This window comes from Pseudomonas sp. B21-048 (genome assembly GCF_024748615.1).
In the GTDB taxonomy this organism is placed as follows: Bacteria; Pseudomonadota; Gammaproteobacteria; order Pseudomonadales; family Pseudomonadaceae; genus Aquipseudomonas.
Genome location: NZ_CP087168.1, coordinates 3,670,948 through 3,688,206, shown reverse-complemented (window position 1 = coordinate 3,688,206; position 17,259 = coordinate 3,670,948). Strand labels below are relative to the sequence as shown.

At 59.1% G+C, this 17,259-nt stretch carries 16 protein-coding genes; 7 read left to right on the top strand and 9 right to left on the bottom strand.

All coding sequences use genetic code 11. The features are described 5' to 3' along the window. Nucleotides 1-7 precede the first annotated feature (7 nt). Nucleotides 8-1,390 carry a cysteine--tRNA ligase gene (gene cysS / locus LOY56_RS17265; protein ID WP_258615911.1) on the top strand — a complete coding sequence of 461 codons (1,383 nt, stop codon included), beginning with the start codon at nt 8-10 and terminating at the stop codon, nt 1,388-1,390. Between the two features lie 221 nt (nt 1,391-1,611). Here cysS and LOY56_RS17260 read toward each other — a convergent pair whose 3' ends face one another. Beyond that, nucleotides 1,612-3,489 (bottom strand): sigma-54-dependent Fis family transcriptional regulator, encoded by a 1,878-nt coding sequence (locus LOY56_RS17260; RefSeq protein WP_258615909.1) that lies wholly within the window; start codon nt 3,487-3,489, stop codon nt 1,612-1,614. Nucleotides 3,490-3,861: 372 nt separating this feature from the next. Between LOY56_RS17260 and LOY56_RS17255 the strand changes: the two genes are divergently transcribed. Genes LOY56_RS17255 through LOY56_RS17230 form a run of 6 tightly spaced genes read left to right on the top strand, consistent with a single transcriptional unit; the run spans nt 3,862 to nt 9,798 of the window. Further along, entirely contained in the window at nt 3,862-4,956 is a 1,095-nt protein-coding gene (locus LOY56_RS17255) for an ABC transporter ATP-binding protein (RefSeq protein WP_258615907.1), read from the top strand. Beyond that, the gene (locus LOY56_RS17250) at nt 4,956-6,053 is read left to right on the top strand and encodes an ABC transporter ATP-binding protein (RefSeq protein WP_201060932.1); all 1,098 of its coding nucleotides are present in this window, start codon (nt 4,956-4,958) and stop codon (nt 6,051-6,053) included. Before LOY56_RS17255 ends, LOY56_RS17250 begins: the two co-directional genes overlap by 1 nt. Next, on the top strand, nt 6,050-6,916 hold the full coding sequence (locus LOY56_RS17245) for a carbohydrate ABC transporter permease (protein ID WP_258615904.1): 867 nt from the start codon (nt 6,050-6,052) through the stop codon (nt 6,914-6,916). The genes LOY56_RS17250 and LOY56_RS17245 overlap by 4 nt, the downstream gene beginning before the upstream one ends. A gap of 8 nt (nt 6,917-6,924) precedes the next feature. Next, on the top strand, nt 6,925-7,725 hold the full coding sequence (locus LOY56_RS17240) for a carbohydrate ABC transporter permease (RefSeq protein ID WP_007896138.1): 801 nt from the start codon (nt 6,925-6,927) through the stop codon (nt 7,723-7,725). A 10-nt stretch (nt 7,726-7,735) separates the two neighbouring features. Continuing rightward, nucleotides 7,736-8,008, top strand: coding sequence for a DUF2160 domain-containing protein (locus LOY56_RS17235; protein ID WP_258622733.1), 273 nt, complete (start codon nt 7,736-7,738; stop codon nt 8,006-8,008). A gap of 47 nt (nt 8,009-8,055) precedes the next feature. Then, nucleotides 8,056-9,798 carry an ABC transporter substrate-binding protein gene (locus tag LOY56_RS17230; protein ID WP_258615903.1) on the top strand — a complete coding sequence of 581 codons (1,743 nt, stop codon included), beginning with the start codon at nt 8,056-8,058 and terminating at the stop codon, nt 9,796-9,798. A 177-nt stretch (nt 9,799-9,975) separates the two neighbouring features. On the opposite strand, the gene LOY56_RS17225 is transcribed toward LOY56_RS17230, so the two are convergent. The 8 genes from LOY56_RS17225 to nuoI all read right to left on the bottom strand — a co-directional run bounded on the left by LOY56_RS17225 (nt 9,976) and on the right by nuoI (nt 17,248). Further along, nucleotides 9,976-10,290, bottom strand: a complete 315-nt coding sequence (locus LOY56_RS17225) for a DNA-binding transcriptional regulator (protein WP_030130910.1) — start codon at nt 10,288-10,290, stop codon at nt 9,976-9,978. After that, a complete protein-coding gene (locus tag LOY56_RS17220; protein ID WP_258622731.1) occupies nt 10,280-10,630 on the bottom strand; it encodes a type II toxin-antitoxin system RelE/ParE family toxin in 351 nt (116 codons plus the stop codon). Before LOY56_RS17220 ends, LOY56_RS17225 begins: the two co-directional genes overlap by 11 nt. Before the next feature lie 355 nt (nt 10,631-10,985). Beyond that, on the bottom strand, nt 10,986-12,449 hold the full coding sequence (nuoN, locus tag LOY56_RS17215; RefSeq protein ID WP_008014910.1) for an NADH-quinone oxidoreductase subunit NuoN: 1,464 nt from the start codon (nt 12,447-12,449) through the stop codon (nt 10,986-10,988). A 7-nt stretch (nt 12,450-12,456) separates the two neighbouring features. Continuing rightward, entirely contained in the window at nt 12,457-13,989 is a 1,533-nt protein-coding gene (gene nuoM / locus LOY56_RS17210) for an NADH-quinone oxidoreductase subunit M (protein WP_258615901.1), read from the bottom strand. A 39-nt stretch (nt 13,990-14,028) separates the two neighbouring features. Continuing rightward, on the bottom strand, nt 14,029-15,882 hold the full coding sequence (gene nuoL / locus LOY56_RS17205; RefSeq protein ID WP_258615900.1) for an NADH-quinone oxidoreductase subunit L: 1,854 nt from the start codon (nt 15,880-15,882) through the stop codon (nt 14,029-14,031). Then, nucleotides 15,879-16,187, bottom strand: a complete 309-nt coding sequence (gene nuoK, locus LOY56_RS17200; RefSeq protein WP_007946416.1) for an NADH-quinone oxidoreductase subunit NuoK — start codon at nt 16,185-16,187, stop codon at nt 15,879-15,881. The genes nuoL and nuoK overlap by 4 nt, the downstream gene beginning before the upstream one ends. 2 nt (nt 16,188-16,189) lie before the next feature. Continuing rightward, a complete protein-coding gene (nuoJ, locus tag LOY56_RS17195; protein WP_007905076.1) occupies nt 16,190-16,693 on the bottom strand; it encodes an NADH-quinone oxidoreductase subunit J in 504 nt (167 codons plus the stop codon). 9 nt (nt 16,694-16,702) lie between these two features. Further along, complete coding sequence (nuoI, locus tag LOY56_RS17190; protein ID WP_198044941.1) at nt 16,703-17,248, bottom strand: NADH-quinone oxidoreductase subunit NuoI; 546 nt, start codon at nt 17,246-17,248, stop codon at nt 16,703-16,705. Nucleotides 17,249-17,259: the final 11 nt, after the last annotated feature.

Here is a 17,259-nt window from a genome sequence, read left to right as displayed (position 1 = left end):
AGCATTCGTGCTTACGATCTACAACACGCTCACCAAGAGCAAAGAAGTCTTCAAGCCTCTGGATGGCAACAATGTGCGCATGTACGTCTGCGGGATGACCGTGTACGACTACTGCCACATTGGCCATGGCCGCAGCATGGTCGCGTTCGACCTGGTGACCCGCTGGTTGCGCTTCAGCGGTTATAACCTGACTTATGTGCGCAACATCACCGACATTGAAGACAAGATCATCAATCGGGCGAAGGAGAACGGCGAGCCGTTCGACGCGCTGACCGAGCGCATGATCACCGCGATGCACGAGGACGAGGCGCGCCTCAACATCCTCAAGCCGGATATGGAGCCGCGTGCCACCGATCATATCGCTGGCATGCAGAGCATGATCCAGACCCTGATCGACAAGGGTTATGCCTACGCACCGGGCAATGGCGACGTGTACTACCGCGTCGCCAAGTTCATGGGTTACGGCAAGCTGTCGCGCAAGAAGATCGAAGACCTGCGCATCGGCGCACGGATCGAAGTCGACGAGTCCAAGCAGGACCCGCTGGACTTCGTGCTGTGGAAAGGCGCCAAGCCGGGCGAGCCGAGTTGGTCTTCGCCGTGGGGTGACGGTCGTCCGGGCTGGCACATCGAGTGCTCGGTGATGTCGACCTGCTGCCTCGGCGAGACCTTCGACATTCATGGCGGCGGCAGCGACCTTGAGTTCCCGCACCATGAAAACGAAATTGCCCAGAGCGAAGCGGCGACCGGCAAGACCTACGCCAACGCGTGGATGCATTGCGGCATGATTCGCATCAATGGCGAGAAGATGTCCAAATCCTTGAACAACTTCTTCACCATTCGCGATGTGCTGGAAAAGTACCACCCGGAAGTCGTGCGTTACCTGTTGGTGTCGAGCCACTACCGCAGCGCGATCAACTATTCGGAAGATAACCTCAAGGACGCCAAGGGCGCACTCGAGCGTTTCTACCACGCGTTGAAAGGCCTGCCGAAGGTGGCGCCGGCGGGTGGCGAAGCCTTCGTCGAGCGCTTCACTCAGGTGATGAACGACGACTTCGGTACTCCGGAAGCTTGCGCGGTACTGTTCGAGATGGTCCGCGAGATCAACCGTCTGCGTGAGAGCGATCTCGATGCCGCAGCCGGTTTGGCGGCTCGTTTGAAAGAATTGGCCAGCGTGCTGGGTGTGTTACAACTCGAAGCCGATGACTTCCTGCAGTCTGGTGCTGAAGGGCGGGTCGATGCGGCTGAGGTCGATGCACTGATCCAGGCTCGTTTGACGGCTCGTGCCAATAAGGACTGGGCCGAATCCGACCGCATCCGCGACCAGCTCACCGCCATGGGTGTGGTGCTGGAAGATGGCAAGGGTGGTACGACCTGGCGTCTGGCTGACTGATGATCGTTCCCACGCTCTGCGTGGGAATGCCTCAACGGACGCTCCGCGTTCGGCTTTGGAAGGGACGCGGAGCGTCCCGGGCTGCATTCCCACGCAGAGCGTGGGAACGATCAGAAACAAAACCCGCCTTGTGCGGGTTTTTGTTTATGTGCAGGGCGAAAATATGGGAGGTTTTTGGCTGACGCCATCGCGAGCCGAACGCCGCCAGTGCGGCTCACTCGTCACTCAACCTGACGCAATCGCTTGTAAAGGGTGTTGCGACTAACCCCGAGCCTGCGGGCTAAATGGGAGATATTCCCCCCAGCCGCCTGCAATTGCCGATTCAATTCCTCGGCATCATTTAAATCAACCACTATCGGTTCCGGAGAATCCACCGGCTCCATCTCCAGATCGACAAAAAAATCATCCGGCAAATGCTCTGGCCGCACGGGTTGTTCCTCAGCCATGGCCAGCGCCACTTGCATTACGCTGCTGACCTGGCGCAAATTCCCCGGCCACGGATGGCGGCTGAACAGCTCCATCACTTCACGACTCAAGCCAGCCCATTGGCTCGGTTCGCGGTGCTGTTCCCACAGCCGTTTGAACAGCGCTTCCTTATCGCTGCGCTCTCTGAGTGGCGGCAGTTCCAGGGTCAAACCGCCGATGCGGTAATACAAATCCTCACGAAACCGCCCCAGCTGAACCTGCTCGCGCAACGAGCGGTTAGTCGCTGAAATGATCCGAATGTCCACCGGGAACAACTCGCTGCTGCCCACCGGTTGCACGCAACGCTCCTGCAACACCCGCAGTAGCCGAGCCTGGGTCGGCAGCGGCATGTCGCCGATTTCATCAAGGAACAGGGTGCCTTTGTCGGCCTTGCGGATCAGTCCGATGCTGCCTTTCTGATTGGCGCCGGTGAACGCGCCTTTCTCATAACCAAACAGCTCGGATTCCACCAGTTCGGCGGGGATCGCTGCACAGTTGACGGCAATGAACGGCTGTTTGCTGCGTGAACTAGCCTGATGCAGGGCTTTGACGAAGACTTCCTTGCCGACTCCAGTTTCCCCGTGGATCAACAGAGGAATGTCTTTTTCCAGCAAACGTTCAGCCTGGCGCACGGCTTTTTCCACGCGGCTGTCGCCAAAATGCAAAGTGCTGAGGCTGATCGCGGCGGGCGCCGCCACGCTGGGTTCAGCACTCTTGGGTTCAGCACTCTTTGTTTCAGTGCTCTTTGTTTCAGAAAGCAGCCGCGCCTGAATCGGCACTTGTTTTGGCCGTTTCAACAGGCATTGAAAACGGTTGCGCCCGGAGGCTTGTAAGGCAAACGGTAGGCCATCCGGCTGGTTCAGCAGTTCCAGCAATGAGACTTTGAACAGGCTCTCGACGCTGACCCGCGACAGACTGATGCCCAGCAGGTTGTCGGCGCGGCGATTGGCAGACAGCACCTGACCGGTCTCATCGAAGATCAGCAACCCGGCCCATTGGCTGTCGAGGTTGTTCAGCCCGGTGTTGAAGGTCAGTTGGAAATGCTGGCCGTGGAACAGGTTGAGAATCAGCCGGTTCTCCACGGTCTGGCTCATCATCTTGACCATGCCTAGGGTGTGCGATGGCGGCAGGTAGCTGTCGCTGGACACATCCAGCACCGCGATCACCTTGCGCTCGGCATCGAAAATCGGCGCGGCGGAGCCGGTCATGAAGCGGTTGGCCTTGAGAAAGTGTTCATCGTGCTCGATGTGCACTGCCTGCTCACAAGCCAAGGCAGTGCCGATCGCGTTGGTGCCGCTGCAACGCTCCATCCAGCTGGCGCCGGCGCTGAAACCGCGAGTCAGGCTCGGTTCGATGAAACGCTGGGTGCCCCAGGACGTCAGCACCTGGCCTTGATTATCGGCGAGCATGATCAGGCAATTGGAGTTGCTGAGGATGTTCTCGTAATACGGCAGAACTTCCTGATGGGTGGTCTGCACCAGTGAATGCTGGCTCTCCAGCAACTGGGCGATGCCATCGGCTGGCAGTTGATCGAACGCCGGCGCGCTCTGATGATCGAGTCCGAACGCGCGGCAGCGGGACCAGGAGTCCTGGATGATGGCGTCGTGGGAGAGCGGCGGGGCAGGTGCGGCCATGGCATTCAGCCTCTGAATACAGCTTTTTATTGTTGTTATAGGTTTTGCACACCACATACCTGTAGGAGCCAGGCTTGCCGGCGAAGGCGATTTCGATGACGCCTTCGTCGGCAAGTCGGATCGCCGCACCGCTGGCTCCTACGGGGTCAATGTGTGGCTGAAAACGTCTGTAGAGTGTTGTTCACATTTGTTCATTGTCAACCTTTGAACTGTTCAATTGTTCAGTCGTGGTTGTTCATTTCTGTTCAGCAACGAACGCGGTTTTCCCTTCTTTTTCGTATTTTTCAAGCCAGATCAACCCCTTGGGATTTCTGGCACGAATGTCGCTGTAGTGCTCCGGTCGCTTGACTCCAATAATAAAAAGGCCGAGCCATGTCACTCATCCTGGAGCACGTCAGCCGTACCGTCGAGGGTCAGACCTGGATCGACGATGCGTGCCTTAACTTCGAACCCGGATCGTTCAACGTTTTGCTCGGTCGCACGCTGTCCGGCAAAACCAGCCTCATGCGCCTGATGGCCGGTCTGGATAAGCCCGACAGCGGCCGCATCCTGATGAACGGCGTTGACGTCACCCAGCGCCCAGTGCGTTTGCGCAACGTATCGATGGTTTATCAGCAGTTCATCAATTACCCGACCATGACGGTGTTCGAGAACATCGCCTCGCCGCTGCGTCAGTCAGGCATTTCCAATGAGCTGATCCAGAGCAAAGTGCTGGAAACCGCGAAGATGCTGCGCATCGAGAAATTCCTCCAGCGCTATCCCCTGGAACTCTCCGGCGGCCAGCAACAGCGCACGGCGATGGCCCGGGCGCTGGTCAAGGACGCCGAGCTGATTCTGTTCGACGAGCCGCTGGTCAACCTCGACTACAAGCTGCGCGAAGAGTTGCGCCAGGAAATGCGCGAGCTGTTCAAGGCCCGGCACACCATCGCGATTTACGCCACCACGGAACCCAACGAAGCCCTGGCGCTGGGCGGTACCACCACGATTCTTCACGAAGGTCGGGTGATTCAGAGCGGCAAGTCCTCTGAGGTGTATCACCAGCCGCAAACCGTGCTGGCGGCGGAGTTGTTCTCCGAGCCGCCGATCAACCTGATGCCGGGGCGGATCGCCGGCAACGAAGTCAGTTTCGCCAATTTTGTGCACTTCCCGTTGAACGTCGATCTGCGACCGGTGGGCGAGGGCGAGTTCCGTTTCGGTGTGCGCCCCAGTCACATTTCGCTGGTGCCGAGCAACGACGATGACCTGGAGCTGGCGGTGACCGTCGAGGTGGCCGAGATCAGCGGTTCGGAAACCTTCCTGCACGTGCGCAATGAGTATTTCCTGCTGGTGCTGCACTTGCCGGGTGTTCACGAATACGACGTCGATGCGCCGATTCGCATCTATATCCCGACCCATAAACTGTTTGTGTTCGATATGCAGGGGCAGCTGGTTCAGGCGCCCGGTCGCCGTATTGCGAGGGTTGCCTGATGGCCGAAATCCGTTTGCAGAACCTTGCCCACAGCTACACCCCAACGCCGACCGGCCCTGAGGATTACGCGATCCGCGAGATGGACCATGTCTGGGAGCAGGGCGGTGCTTATGCGCTGCTCGGGCCTTCGGGGTGCGGCAAGTCAACCTTGCTCAACATCATTTCCGGGTTGCTCAGTCCGTCCCAGGGCCAGGTGCTGTTCGACAGTAAAGTGGTCAACGAACTGACCCCGGAAAAGCGCAACATCGCCCAGGTTTTCCAGTTCCCGGTGGTCTACGACACCATGACGGTCTTCGATAACCTGGCCTTTCCATTGCGCAATCAGGGCATGGACGAGGCGAAAATTCACACCAAAGTGCACGAAATCGCTGAAGTCCTCGACCTCCAGGCATTGCTGTCCAAGAAGGCGCGCAACCTCACCGCCGATGAAAAACAGAAAGTCTCCATGGGCCGTGGGCTGGTGCGCGATGACGTGTCGGCGATCCTCTTCGATGAACCGCTGACGGTGATCGACCCGCACCTGAAGTGGAAGCTGCGACGCAAGCTCAAGCAGATCCACGAGCAGTTCAACATCACCATGGTCTACGTCACCCACGATCAGCTCGAAGCTTCGACTTTCGCTGACAAGATCGCGGTGATGTATGGCGGCCAAATCGTGCAGTTCGGTACGCCACGGGAATTGTTTGAGCGGCCGAGCCATACCTTTGTCGGTTATTTCATCGGCAGCCCGGGGATGAACCTGATCGAGGTCCAGCCACAAGCCGGCGGTGTCGGTTTTGCCGGGACCCACTTGCCGTTGTCCGACGCGATGCAGAAACGAATCGCCGAATCCGAATGGACAACCCTGAAGGTCGGCATTCGTCCGGAGTTCGTCCATGTGTGGGACGAGCCCTTCGATGACGCGATGCAGGCACAGGTCGTACACGTCGAAGACCTGGGTACCTACAAGATCATGACCCTGAACCTCGACGGCGCGCCGCTGAAAGTACGCCTGGCCGAAGACAAACCGGTGCCCGAAGGCACGGCGTACATCAGTTTTCCGGCGCAATGGCTGATGGTCTATGCCGATGATTACCTGCTGGAGGTGCTGCCATGAACAAGGTGCAGAACAACAAAGCCTGGTGGCTGGTGTTGCCGGTGTTCCTGCTGGTGGCATTCAGTGCGGTGATCCCGATGATGACCGTGGTCAACTACTCGGTGCAGGACATCTTCGACCAGTCGAGCCGCTACTTCGTCGGTGCCGACTGGTACAGGCAGGTGCTGCTCGACCCACGGTTGCATGACTCGCTGCTGCGCCAGTTCATCTACTCCGGCTGCGTGTTGCTGATCGAAATCCCGTTGGGCATCGCCATCGCCCTGACCATGCCGATCAAGGGCCGCTGGTCGTCGCTGGTGCTGATTATTCTGGCGATTCCGCTGCTGATTCCGTGGAACGTAGTCGGCACCATCTGGCAGATTTTCGGCCGGGCCGACATCGGGTTGCTTGGTTCGAGCCTCAATGCCATGGGCATCAACTACAACTATGCGTCCAACACCATGGACGCCTGGGTCACGGTGTTGGTGATGGACGTGTGGCACTGGACGTCGCTGGTGGCGCTGTTGTGTTTCTCCGGCTTGCGGGCGATTCCGGACGTGTATTACCAGGCGGCGCGGATTGATCGGGCATCGGCCTGGGCGGTTTTCCGACACATCCAGTTGCCCAAGCTCAAGAGCGTGCTGCTGATCGCGGTGATGCTGCGGTTCATGGACAGCTTCATGATCTACACCGAGCCGTTCGTACTGACGGGTGGCGGTCCGGGCAATGCCACGACCTTCTTGAGTCAGACGCTGACCCAAATGGCCGTAGGGCAATTCGACCTCGGCCCGGCGGCGGCTTTCTCGCTGGTGTACTTCCTGATCATCCTGTTGGTGTCGTGGCTGTTCTATACCGCCATGACTCACTCTGACGCCAATCGGTGAGGCCCGCCATGAGCAAGAGAAAGCTTATCCCACTGCTGATCTACATCCTGTTCCTGCTGGTGCCGATCTACTGGCTGCTGAACATGTCCTTCAAGAGCAACACCGAAATCCTCGGCGGTCTGACGCTGTTTCCCCAGGATTTCACCTTCGCCAACTACAAGGTGATCTTCACCGACCCGAGCTGGTACACCGGTTATCTCAACTCGCTGTACTACGTGAGCCTGAACACGGTGATTTCCCTGAGTGTGGCGCTGCCGGCGGCGTATGCGTTTTCGCGCTATCGTTTTCTCGGTGACAAGCATCTGTTCTTCTGGCTTCTGACCAACCGCATGGCGCCACCGGCAGTGTTCCTGCTGCCGTTTTTTCAGCTGTATTCCTCGATCGGGCTGTTCGACACCCATATCGCGGTGGCGTTGGCTCACTGTCTGTTCAACGTGCCGTTGGCGGTGTGGATTCTTGAAGGCTTCATGTCTGGCGTTCCCAAGGAAATTGACGAAACCGCCTACATCGACGGCTACAGTTTCCCTAAGTTCTTCGTGAAGATCTTCGTCCCGCTGATCGGCTCCGGGATCGGCGTCACGGCGTTTTTCTGCTTCATGTTTTCCTGGGTCGAGCTGTTGCTGGCGCGAACCCTGACCTCGGTGAACGCCAAACCCATCGCGGCGGTGATGACCCGCACGGTCTCGGCGTCCGGCATCGACTGGGGTGTGCTGGCGGCTGCAGGGGTGTTGACCATCCTGCCGGGCATGTTGGTGATCTGGTTTGTTCGCAACCACGTGGCCAAGGGCTTTGCCCTGGGCCGGGTATGAGGAACTGATGATGGAATGGATGAGTTGGACTGGCCCCACGGCGGCGTTCTTCAGCGTCATTGCCTTGATCCTGACGGGCATGACGACCTGGGAATTACGTTCGCCGAGTGTCCCTCGGCGTGGTTTTTTGCCGATTGCCACCACCCGTGGCGATCGGCTGTTTATCGGTCTTCTCGGCAGCGCCTACCTGCATTTGCTGGTAATCGGCGTCACCGACTGGAGCATCTGGGTAGCGTTCGCGTTGTCCCTGGTGTGGCTGTTGGCTGTGATGCGTTGGGGCTAGTCGAATCGCTCGGCAATGTTGCTCCGAAACCTAAACAGGAGGTCTCTATGTTCGACAAAAACAATAAGCTGCGACATAGCATTTCATTGGCAGCCATGCTGGCACTCAGCGGTTTGAGCGCCTCGGCCTGGGCCGATGCCTATGAAGACGCCGCGAAGAAATGGATCGGCAGTGAATTCAAGCCATCCACCCTGACGGCCGATCAGCAGCTCGAAGAGCTGAAGTGGTTCATCAAGGCATCCGAGCCGTTTCGCGGCATGAACATCAAAGTGGTTTCGGAAACCATTGCCACCCACGAATATGAATCCAAGGTGCTGGCCAAGGCTTTCACCGAGATCACCGGGATCAAGCTGACCCACGACTTGCTGCAGGAAGGCGACGTGGTGGAAAAGCTGCAGACCCAGATGCAATCGGACAAGAACATCTATGACGGTTGGGTCAACGACTCGGACCTGATCGGGACGCACTTTCGCTACGGCAAGACCGAATCGATCACCGACCTGATGGCCAACGAAGGCAAGGCCTACACCTCGCCGACCCTGGACATTAAAGACTTCATTGGCATCTCGTTCACTACCGCGCCAGATGGCAAGGTCTATCAACTGCCCGACCAGCAGTTTGCCAACCTCTACTGGTTTCGCGCCGACTGGTTCGAGCGGGCGGACCTGAAAGCAAAATTCAAAGAAAAGTACGGTTATGAACTGGGCGTGCCGGTGAACTGGTCGGCCTATGAAGACATCGCCAAATTCTTCAGCGAAGACGTCAAGGAAATCGACGGAAAGCGCGTCTACGGCCACATGGACTACGGCAAGAAAGACCCGTCCCTGGGCTGGCGCTTCACCGATGCCTGGTTCTCCATGGCCGGCGCCGGCGACAAAGGCATACCCAACGGCTTGCCGGTGGACGAGTGGGGCATCCGCGTCGAGGACTGCCACCCGGTCGGCTCCAGCGTGACTCGCGGCGGCGACACCAACGGCCCGGCGGCGGTGTATGCGACCACCAAGTACGTTGACTGGATGAAAAAATACGCGCCACCGGAAGCGGCGGGCATGACCTTCTCCGAGTCTGGCCCGGTGCCGTCCCAAGGCAACATCGCCCAGCAGATCTTCTGGTACACCGCGTTTACCGCCGACATGACCAAACCAGGCCTGCCGGTGATGAACGCCGACGGCACGCCGAAATGGCGCATGGCGCCGTCGCCAAAAGGTCCGTACTGGGAGGAGGGCATGAAGCTCGGTTATCAGGACGCCGGTTCCTGGACGTTCATGAAATCCACGCCTGAGAAACAGAAACTGGCAGCTTGGTTGTACGCGCAGTTCGTGACCTCGAAAACAGTGTCGCTGAAGAAAACCATCGTTGGCCTGACGCCGATCCGCGAGTCGGACATCAACTCGCAAGCGATGACCGACCTGGCACCGAAACTCGGTGGTCTGGTGGAGTTCTACCGCAGCCCGGCCCGTGTGCAATGGACCCCGACGGGGACCAACGTGCCAGACTATCCACGTTTGGCGCAACTATGGTGGAGCCACATCGCGGAAGCCGCCAGTGGCGAGAAAACCCCGCAACAGGCACTGGACGGTCTGGCCAAGGATCAGGACGCAATCATGACCCGCCTGGAGCGCTCGAAGGCACAAGCCACCTGCGCGCCGAAAATGAATCCAGAGCGGGATGCGCAGTACTGGTTCGATCAGCCGGGTGCGCCGAAACCGAAACTGGCGAACGAGAAGCCTAAAGGCGAAACCGTGAGCTATGCCGAGCTGCTGAAATCGTGGGAGGCGGCGCGTAAATAATCCTCTGTAATGTGAAACACGAACGGCACTGAAGGGTGCCGTTTTTGTTTGTGCCTGTTCCACCGCCATCGCGAGCAGGCTCGCTCCCACATTGAACCGCATTCTTTCTGACAGAGCGTGGTCCCCTGTGGGAGTGAGCCTGCTCGCGATGGCGTCATTGAAAACGCCGCAAACACCTCAGGTCAGCGCCGCCAGTTGTTGAACCGTCTCCGGAAAGCGCTCAACCAGCCGGATCAGCGTTGTCGCCTGAGCATTAGGTTTCGCCCGTCCTTGCTCCCAGTTCTCCAGCGTCCGGGTGTTGGTGCGCAAGTACATCGCAAACACCGGCCGGGAGAGATTCAGTTGCTGGCGGATGCCAACCACTTCCTCTGCCGTAATCGGAGCCAGCTTGGCCAGTTTTACTTTGTGCGTGCGTAGAGTGACTTTACCTTGGCGCTCATCGGCCAAGGCTTCAAACCCCTCTACCAGCTCGGAAAAAATGTCACGTTTCATCGCTCGTTCTCGCTTTGATTTCTCGATAAAGCATTTCTTTAAGCAGTTTTTTCTGTTGTGGCGTCAGATCGTCCTGCTCGTTCTTGCCATACAAGGTAAAGAGCCAGAATTGGTCGAAACCGGACCACCAGTAATAAATTACCCTCAGCCCACCGCGCTTGCCCTTGCTTCGCCGCTCATCCACCACTCGAATTTTGCGCAGACCTCCGGTGCCTTCGACGACATCTCCCGCTTCCGGGGTTTGCAGCAGCTCCTGCTGGAACCGGTGAAACAGATCATCATCCAGGTAGTCACTTCGATGCTTTTGAAATACGGGTAATTCGATAAAAAGAGCGTCCATGTTCTGTACGTTATCTGCGTATATTTCTATCACAAGAATCGAATAGGTCAAGGCTTCTGTTCCTGCCCAATTAGGTCAAGTCATTACGTTAAAGTCGAAGGCAGGATCGGGATGTAGGACGCGGCTGATTCACCCGCGAGGCGATTCTGGATATCGGGGAGGAGAAGGGAGAGGGGGGCGGTTAAACCAAAATTGCTAAATCTGTGTACCTGGCCACCAATGGGTCGGCGGCGGATGTCAGCCAATGCTGATGTCTTCGCAGTCCCTTTCCGAGAAAGGGGAGAGCAATCCCCAAAACGCAAAAACGGCACCCGAAGGTGCCGTTTTTGTTTGTTACCGAGTATCGCTTAAGCGATCAACCCGCCAACCCCGATTGCTGAACCAGGTTCAGCAGCGGCTGTGGATACAGGCCGAGGAAGAACGCCAGTACGGCAATCGCCAGCAGCATCACGCCGCCTGCACGTTGTTCCCAGTGCAGTTGCGCATCGTGGCGACGCAGGTTCGGCTCCATCAGGTATAGGGTGACCATGACGCGCAGGTAGTAGAAGACGCCGATGGCGCTGCCCAGTACCAGGGAGCCGACCAGCCACCATTGGTGCGATTCGACACCGGTAGCGATGATGTAGAACTTGCCGATGAAGCCCGCGGTCAGCGGGATACCGGCCAGGGACAGCATCATCACGGTCAGGACGGCGGTCAGGTACGGACGGCGCCAGAACAGGCCGCGGTATTCGTACAGGGCATCCGCGTCACGGCCGTTGTACGGCGAGGACATCAGGGTGATCACGCCGAACGCGCCGAGGCTGGTGATCACGTAGGTGACCAGGTACACGCCGATGGCTTCCACGGCCAGGCCTTTGCTCGCCACCAGGGCGATCAGCAGGTAACCGAAGTGAGCGATGGACGAGTAACCCAGCAGACGCTTGAGGTTGCTTTGGGTCAGTGCCAGCAGGTTACCGAACAGGATCGACGCGATGGCAATGATGGTCAGCACGTCGCTCAGCACGCCACTGCTCGCCGCTGGCGAGATCTGGAACAGACGCACCATCACCGCGAACACAGCGACTTTCGACGCGGTGGCCAGGAACGCTGCCACCGGTGCCGGAGCACCTTCGTAAACGTCCGGGGTCCAGAGGTGGAACGGTACCAGCGACAACTTGAACGCCAGGCCGATCAGCATCATGCCCAGGCCCAGTTGAGCCAGAGAGCTTGGCAGACCGGTGGCCGCCAGGGCCTGACCGATGCCGTTGAAGCTCAGGCTGCCAGCGTCGGCGTAGAGCAGGGCCATACCGAACAACAGGAACGCGGAACCGGCGGCCGACAGCACCATGTACTTGATGCCGGCTTCCAGCGAGCGCTTGTTGAAGAAGGCGTAAGCCACCAGACCGTAAACCGGTACCGAGAGCAGCTCCAGACCGACGAACAACCCGGCCAGGTGCTGCGCGCTGACCAACACCAGGCCACCGGCGGCGGCCATCAGGATCAGCAGGTAAAGTTCTTCACGGTTGCCCGGGTAACCCGAACCGCCATCGCCGAGGTAGGCGTGGGCGAGGGTGACACAAGCGAGGGTGGCGACCAGGATCAGCGCCATGTACAAGCAAGCGAAGGTGTCGATCTGCAGCAATGGCGTCACGGCCAGCGGCGCGACTTTCAAGGCTGGGAGGATCGACAGCAGAGCCAGGTTCAGACCTGCCACCGACAGCAGGAAGGTCTGTGAGTGGTTGCGACGCCATGCGATAGCCAGCATCACCACGATGATCGTGGCGCTGGTGATCAACAACGGCGCAAGCGCGATAAAGTGTTGAGTCGTGAATTCCATAGCGCTCTTACCGGGCCGAAGCGAGTTGAGTGAAGGCGGTGCCGAGCCACTGCTGTACGCCATGCATCGTCGCGGCAGAGGTATCGAGGAACGGCTGCGGGTACACGCCGATGTAGATCAGCAGCGCCGCAAGTCCAACCACCATGATCAGTTCGCGACCGTCCATGCCATGCAACACCGCGTCCGATTTCGACGGGCCGAAGAAGGCACGGTGGACCATGATCAGCGAGTAGACCGAACCGAACACCAGACCGGATGTAGCGATCACGGTGACCCATGGAGCGCTGGCGAAAGTGCCGATCAGGATCAGGAACTCACCGACAAAGTTACCGGTCGCCGGCAAGCCCAGCGACGCGGCGGCGAAGAACAGGCTAAGGGCTGGCAGGTAGGCAATCTTCGACCACAGGCCACCCATTTCACGCATATCGCGGGTGTGGGTGCGCTCGTACAGCTGACCGGAGAGGATAAAGAGTGCCGCGGCCGACAGACCGTGCGCCAGCATCTGCATCACCGCGCCCTGCAGCGCCAGTTGGCTGCCGGAGTAGATGCCGATCAGCACGAAGCCCATGTGGGAAACGGACGAGAAAGCGATCAGACGCTTGATGTCGGTTTGCGCGAAGGCCAGGAACGCACCGTAGAAGATCCCGATCAGACCCAGGGTCATGGCGAACGGCGCGAACTCGGCCGAGGCATTCGGGAACAGCGGCAGGGCGAAACGCAGCAGGCCATACGCAGCAGTCTTCAACAAGATACCGGCCAGGTCCACGGAACCCGCGGTCGGTGCCTGGGCGTGAGCGTCAGGCAACCAGGAGTGGAACGGCACCACTGGCAGCTTGACCGCGAAGGCGATGAAGAAGCCGAGCATCAGGATGTACTCGGTGGTCATCGACATCTTGGTCTTCAACAGATCGGCGTAGTTGAAGGTAATCACGCCGGTGTCGTTGAAGTTGACCAGTACCAGCCCCAGGATCGCCACCAACATGATCAGGCCGGAAGCCTGAGTGAAGATGAAGAACTTGGTCGCCGCGTAGATCCGGGTTTTCTTGCCGTCCGAAGAACTGTGACCCCAGAGCGCGATGAGGAAGTACATCGGCACCAGCATCATTTCCCAGAAGAAGAAGAACATGAACAGGTCGAGGGCGAGGAACACGCCGACGACACCGCCCAGGATCCACATCAGGTTCAGGTGGAAGAAGCCCACATGACGCTGGATCTCTTTCCACGAGCAGAGTACCGAGAGGACACCCAGCAGACCGGTCAGCAGGATCATCAACAGCGACAGGCCGTCGAGGGCCAGGTGCACGTTGATGCCAAAGCGCTGGATCCAGACGTGTTTGAACTCAATCACCCACGTCGGATCGGCACCAGGCGCCGGAGCAAATGAATAGTCACCGTTGGCCCACAGCCAGAGGCCGAGGGAGAGCAGCAGGGACATGGTGATCAGCGCAATCCAGCGCGGGAGGGTAGCGCCGAAGCGCTCACCCATCCAGCACAGCAGGCCGCCGATGAAGGGGATCAGGATTAGCCAGGGCAGAATCATGACGGGCTCGTTTCCTTTCGCAAGTTCGCAAGGTTCATATCAGACCGCTACCAGCACGACGGCGCCGATTACCAGCACGGCACCAGCAGCCATCGAGGCGGCATACCAACGCAATTGACCGGTCTCGGTGCGGCTCAGGGCGGTGTGACCGCCTTTGGCCATACGCGGAATCAGACCGATGGTCTGGTCGAGCGGGTCTTTGCGCAGTACATGGCTGATCGCAAGGTAAGGCTTGACGAACAGTTTGTCGTAGATCCAGTCGAAGCCCCAGGCAGCGAACCACCAGGCCGAAAGGAAGCGGCCGATACCGCTGTTGGCGATGGCGGTGACGAAGCGGCGCTTGCCGAGGAACAGCAACGCGGCCAGCAGGATACCGGACAGGGCGATGGCGCCCGAGGCGATTTCCAGGCTGTGCTTGGCTTCGCCACCGGCATGGCCGACGCTTTCTGGCAGTACACCGTGCAGCGGCGGAACGATCATCGCGCCGACGAACGTCGACAGCACGATCAGCACCGACAGTGGCAGCCAGTGAGCAATGCCGTGACCCGCGTGCGCTTCGGTCTTCGCTTCACCGTGGAACGCGATGAAGATCAGGCGGAAGGTGTACAGCGAGGTCATGAACGCACCCACCAGCCCTGCGTAAAGCAGACCCTGGTTACCGCTGGCGAACGCTTCCCAGAGGATTTCGTCCTTGGAGTAGAAGCCCGCCGTCACCAGAGGCAAGGCCGCCAGGGCCGCGCCGCCGACGATGAAGCTGGCGTAGGCCAGTGGCAGTTTCTTCCACAGGCCGCCCATCTTGAAAATGTTCTGCTCGTGGTGGCAGGCAACGATCACCGAGCCGGACGCAAGGAACAACAGCGCCTTGAAGAAGGCGTGAGTCATCAGGTGGAAGATCGCGCCGTCCCATGCGCCTACGCCCAGGGCCAGGAACATGTAGCCGATCTGGCTCATGGTCGAGTAGGCGAGGATACGTTTGATGTCGGTCTGAACCAGTGCGGCAAAACCTGCCAGCACCAGCGTCACGCCACCCACAACACCCACCAGGTGCAGGATGTCCGGCGCCAGGGCGAACAGACCGTGGGTACGGGCGATCAGGTAGACACCGGCGGTCACCATGGTCGCGGCGTGGATCAGTGCCGAAACCGGAGTAGGGCCGGCCATCGCATCCGCCAGCCAGGTTTGCAGCGGCAGTTGCGCGGATTTACCGACAGCGCCGCCCAGCAGCATCAGGGTCGCCAGAACGATCCAGAAGTCACCGGCCTTGAAGTGCTCAGGCGCCTTGACCAGCAGCTCCTGGATATTCAGCGTGCCCAACTGTTGGAACAGGATGAACAGGCCGATGGCCATGAACACGTCGCCGACGCGGGTCACGATGAAGGCTTTGAGTGCCGCGTTACCGTTGTTGCGGTTGCTGTAGTAGAAACCGATCAACAGGTACGAGCACAGGCCCACGCCTTCCCAGCCGAAGTACACGAACAGCAGGTTATCGGCCAGGACCAGGAACAGCATGCTGGCGATAAACAGGTTGGTGTAGGCGAAGAAGCGCGAGTAACCGGCTTCACCGCGCATGTACCAGGACGCGAACAGGTGGATCAGGAAGCCGACGCCGACCACCACACCGAGCATGGTCAGGGACAGACCATCCAGGTACAGCGCGAAGTTAGGCGTGAAGCCTTCCACCGCCATCCACTGCCACAACACGTGGGTGTAGTGACCGCCTTCAGGTGGCGCAACGTTGAACTGCCAGATGATGTAAGCAGTGACGATTGCCGACAGGCCAATGGAGCCGACGCCGATCAGCGCCGAAAGGTTTTCCGACCAGCGACCGCGTGAGAACGCCAGCAGCAGAAAACCGATGAGAGGGAATACGAAAGTCAGATAGAGAAGGTTCATCCGCGCATCTCGCTGGCAGCGTCGATATCGAGAGTGTGGAAGCGGCGATACAGCTGCAACAGAATCGCCAGGCCAATACTGGCCTCGGCGGCTGCCAGGCTGATCACCAGAATGAACATGATCTGTCCATCCGGCTGCGCCCAGCGGCTACCGGCAACGATGAACGCCAACGCGGAGGCATTCATCATGACCTCCAGGCTCATCAGCACGAAAAGAATGTTGCGCCGGACCATCAGGCCGACCAGACCGAGGCAGAACAGGATGCCGGCAACCGCCAGACCATGCTCCATAGGGATAGCAGGCATCGTCATTGCTCCTTGGCTTCGTTGCGGCCCAAGTGGAACGCCGTGACGGCTGCGGCGAGCAGCAGCATCGAGGCGAGTTCGACCACCAGCAGGTAAGGACCGAACAGGCTGATGCCCACGGCCTTCGCGTCTACGGTGGTGTGGCCGATGGCCTGACCGCTGGCATCGCTGAACAACACGTACAGCAGTTCAACCAGCAGCAGGGTGCCGAGGGCGACCGGGCCCAGCCAGATGCCGGGTTTGAGCCAGACGCGCTCTTGCTGAACCGAGGCCGGGCCCAGGTTCAGCATCATCACCACGAACACGAACAGCACCATGATGGCGCCGGCGTAGGCGATCACTTCCAGTACACCGGCAAACGGTGCGCCGAGGGCGAAGAACGTCATGGCCACGGCGATCAGAGAAATGATCAGGTAGAGCAGGGCGTGCACGGGGTTGGTGTTGGTGATCACGCGAAGCGTGGACACCACAGCGATACCCGATGCGAAATAGAAAGCGAATTCCATCTTTCTTCCTTAAGGCAGCAAGCTCTTCACGTTGATCGGCTGGGCTTCATTCTGCGCGGAGCCCTTCGGCTTACCGGCAATCGCCATACCTGCAACACGATAGAAGTTGTAATCAGGGTTTTTGCCGGGGCCGGAGATCAGCAGATCTTCTTTCTCGTACACCAGGTCCTGACGTTTGAACTCGGCCATCTCGAAATCCGGTGTCAGCTGGATCGCGGTGGTCGGGCAGGCTTCCTCGCAGAGGCCGCAGAAAATGCAGCGCGAGAAGTTGATACGGAAAAACTCCGGGTACCAGCGACCGTCGTCGGTTTCAGCTTTCTGCAGCGAGATGCAACCGACCGGGCACGCCACGGCGCACAGGTTGCAAGCTACGCAACGCTCTTCGCCGTCGGGGTCGCGGGTCAGCACGATACGGCCACGGAAGCGCGGCGGCAGGTACACGGCTTCTTCCGGGTACTGCAGCGTGTCGCGCTTGCGGAAGGCGTGGCCGAAGATCATCACCAAGCTGCGAAGCTGGGTGAAGAAGCCATGCACGATGTCAAAAATGTACTTCATGATTCTCTATC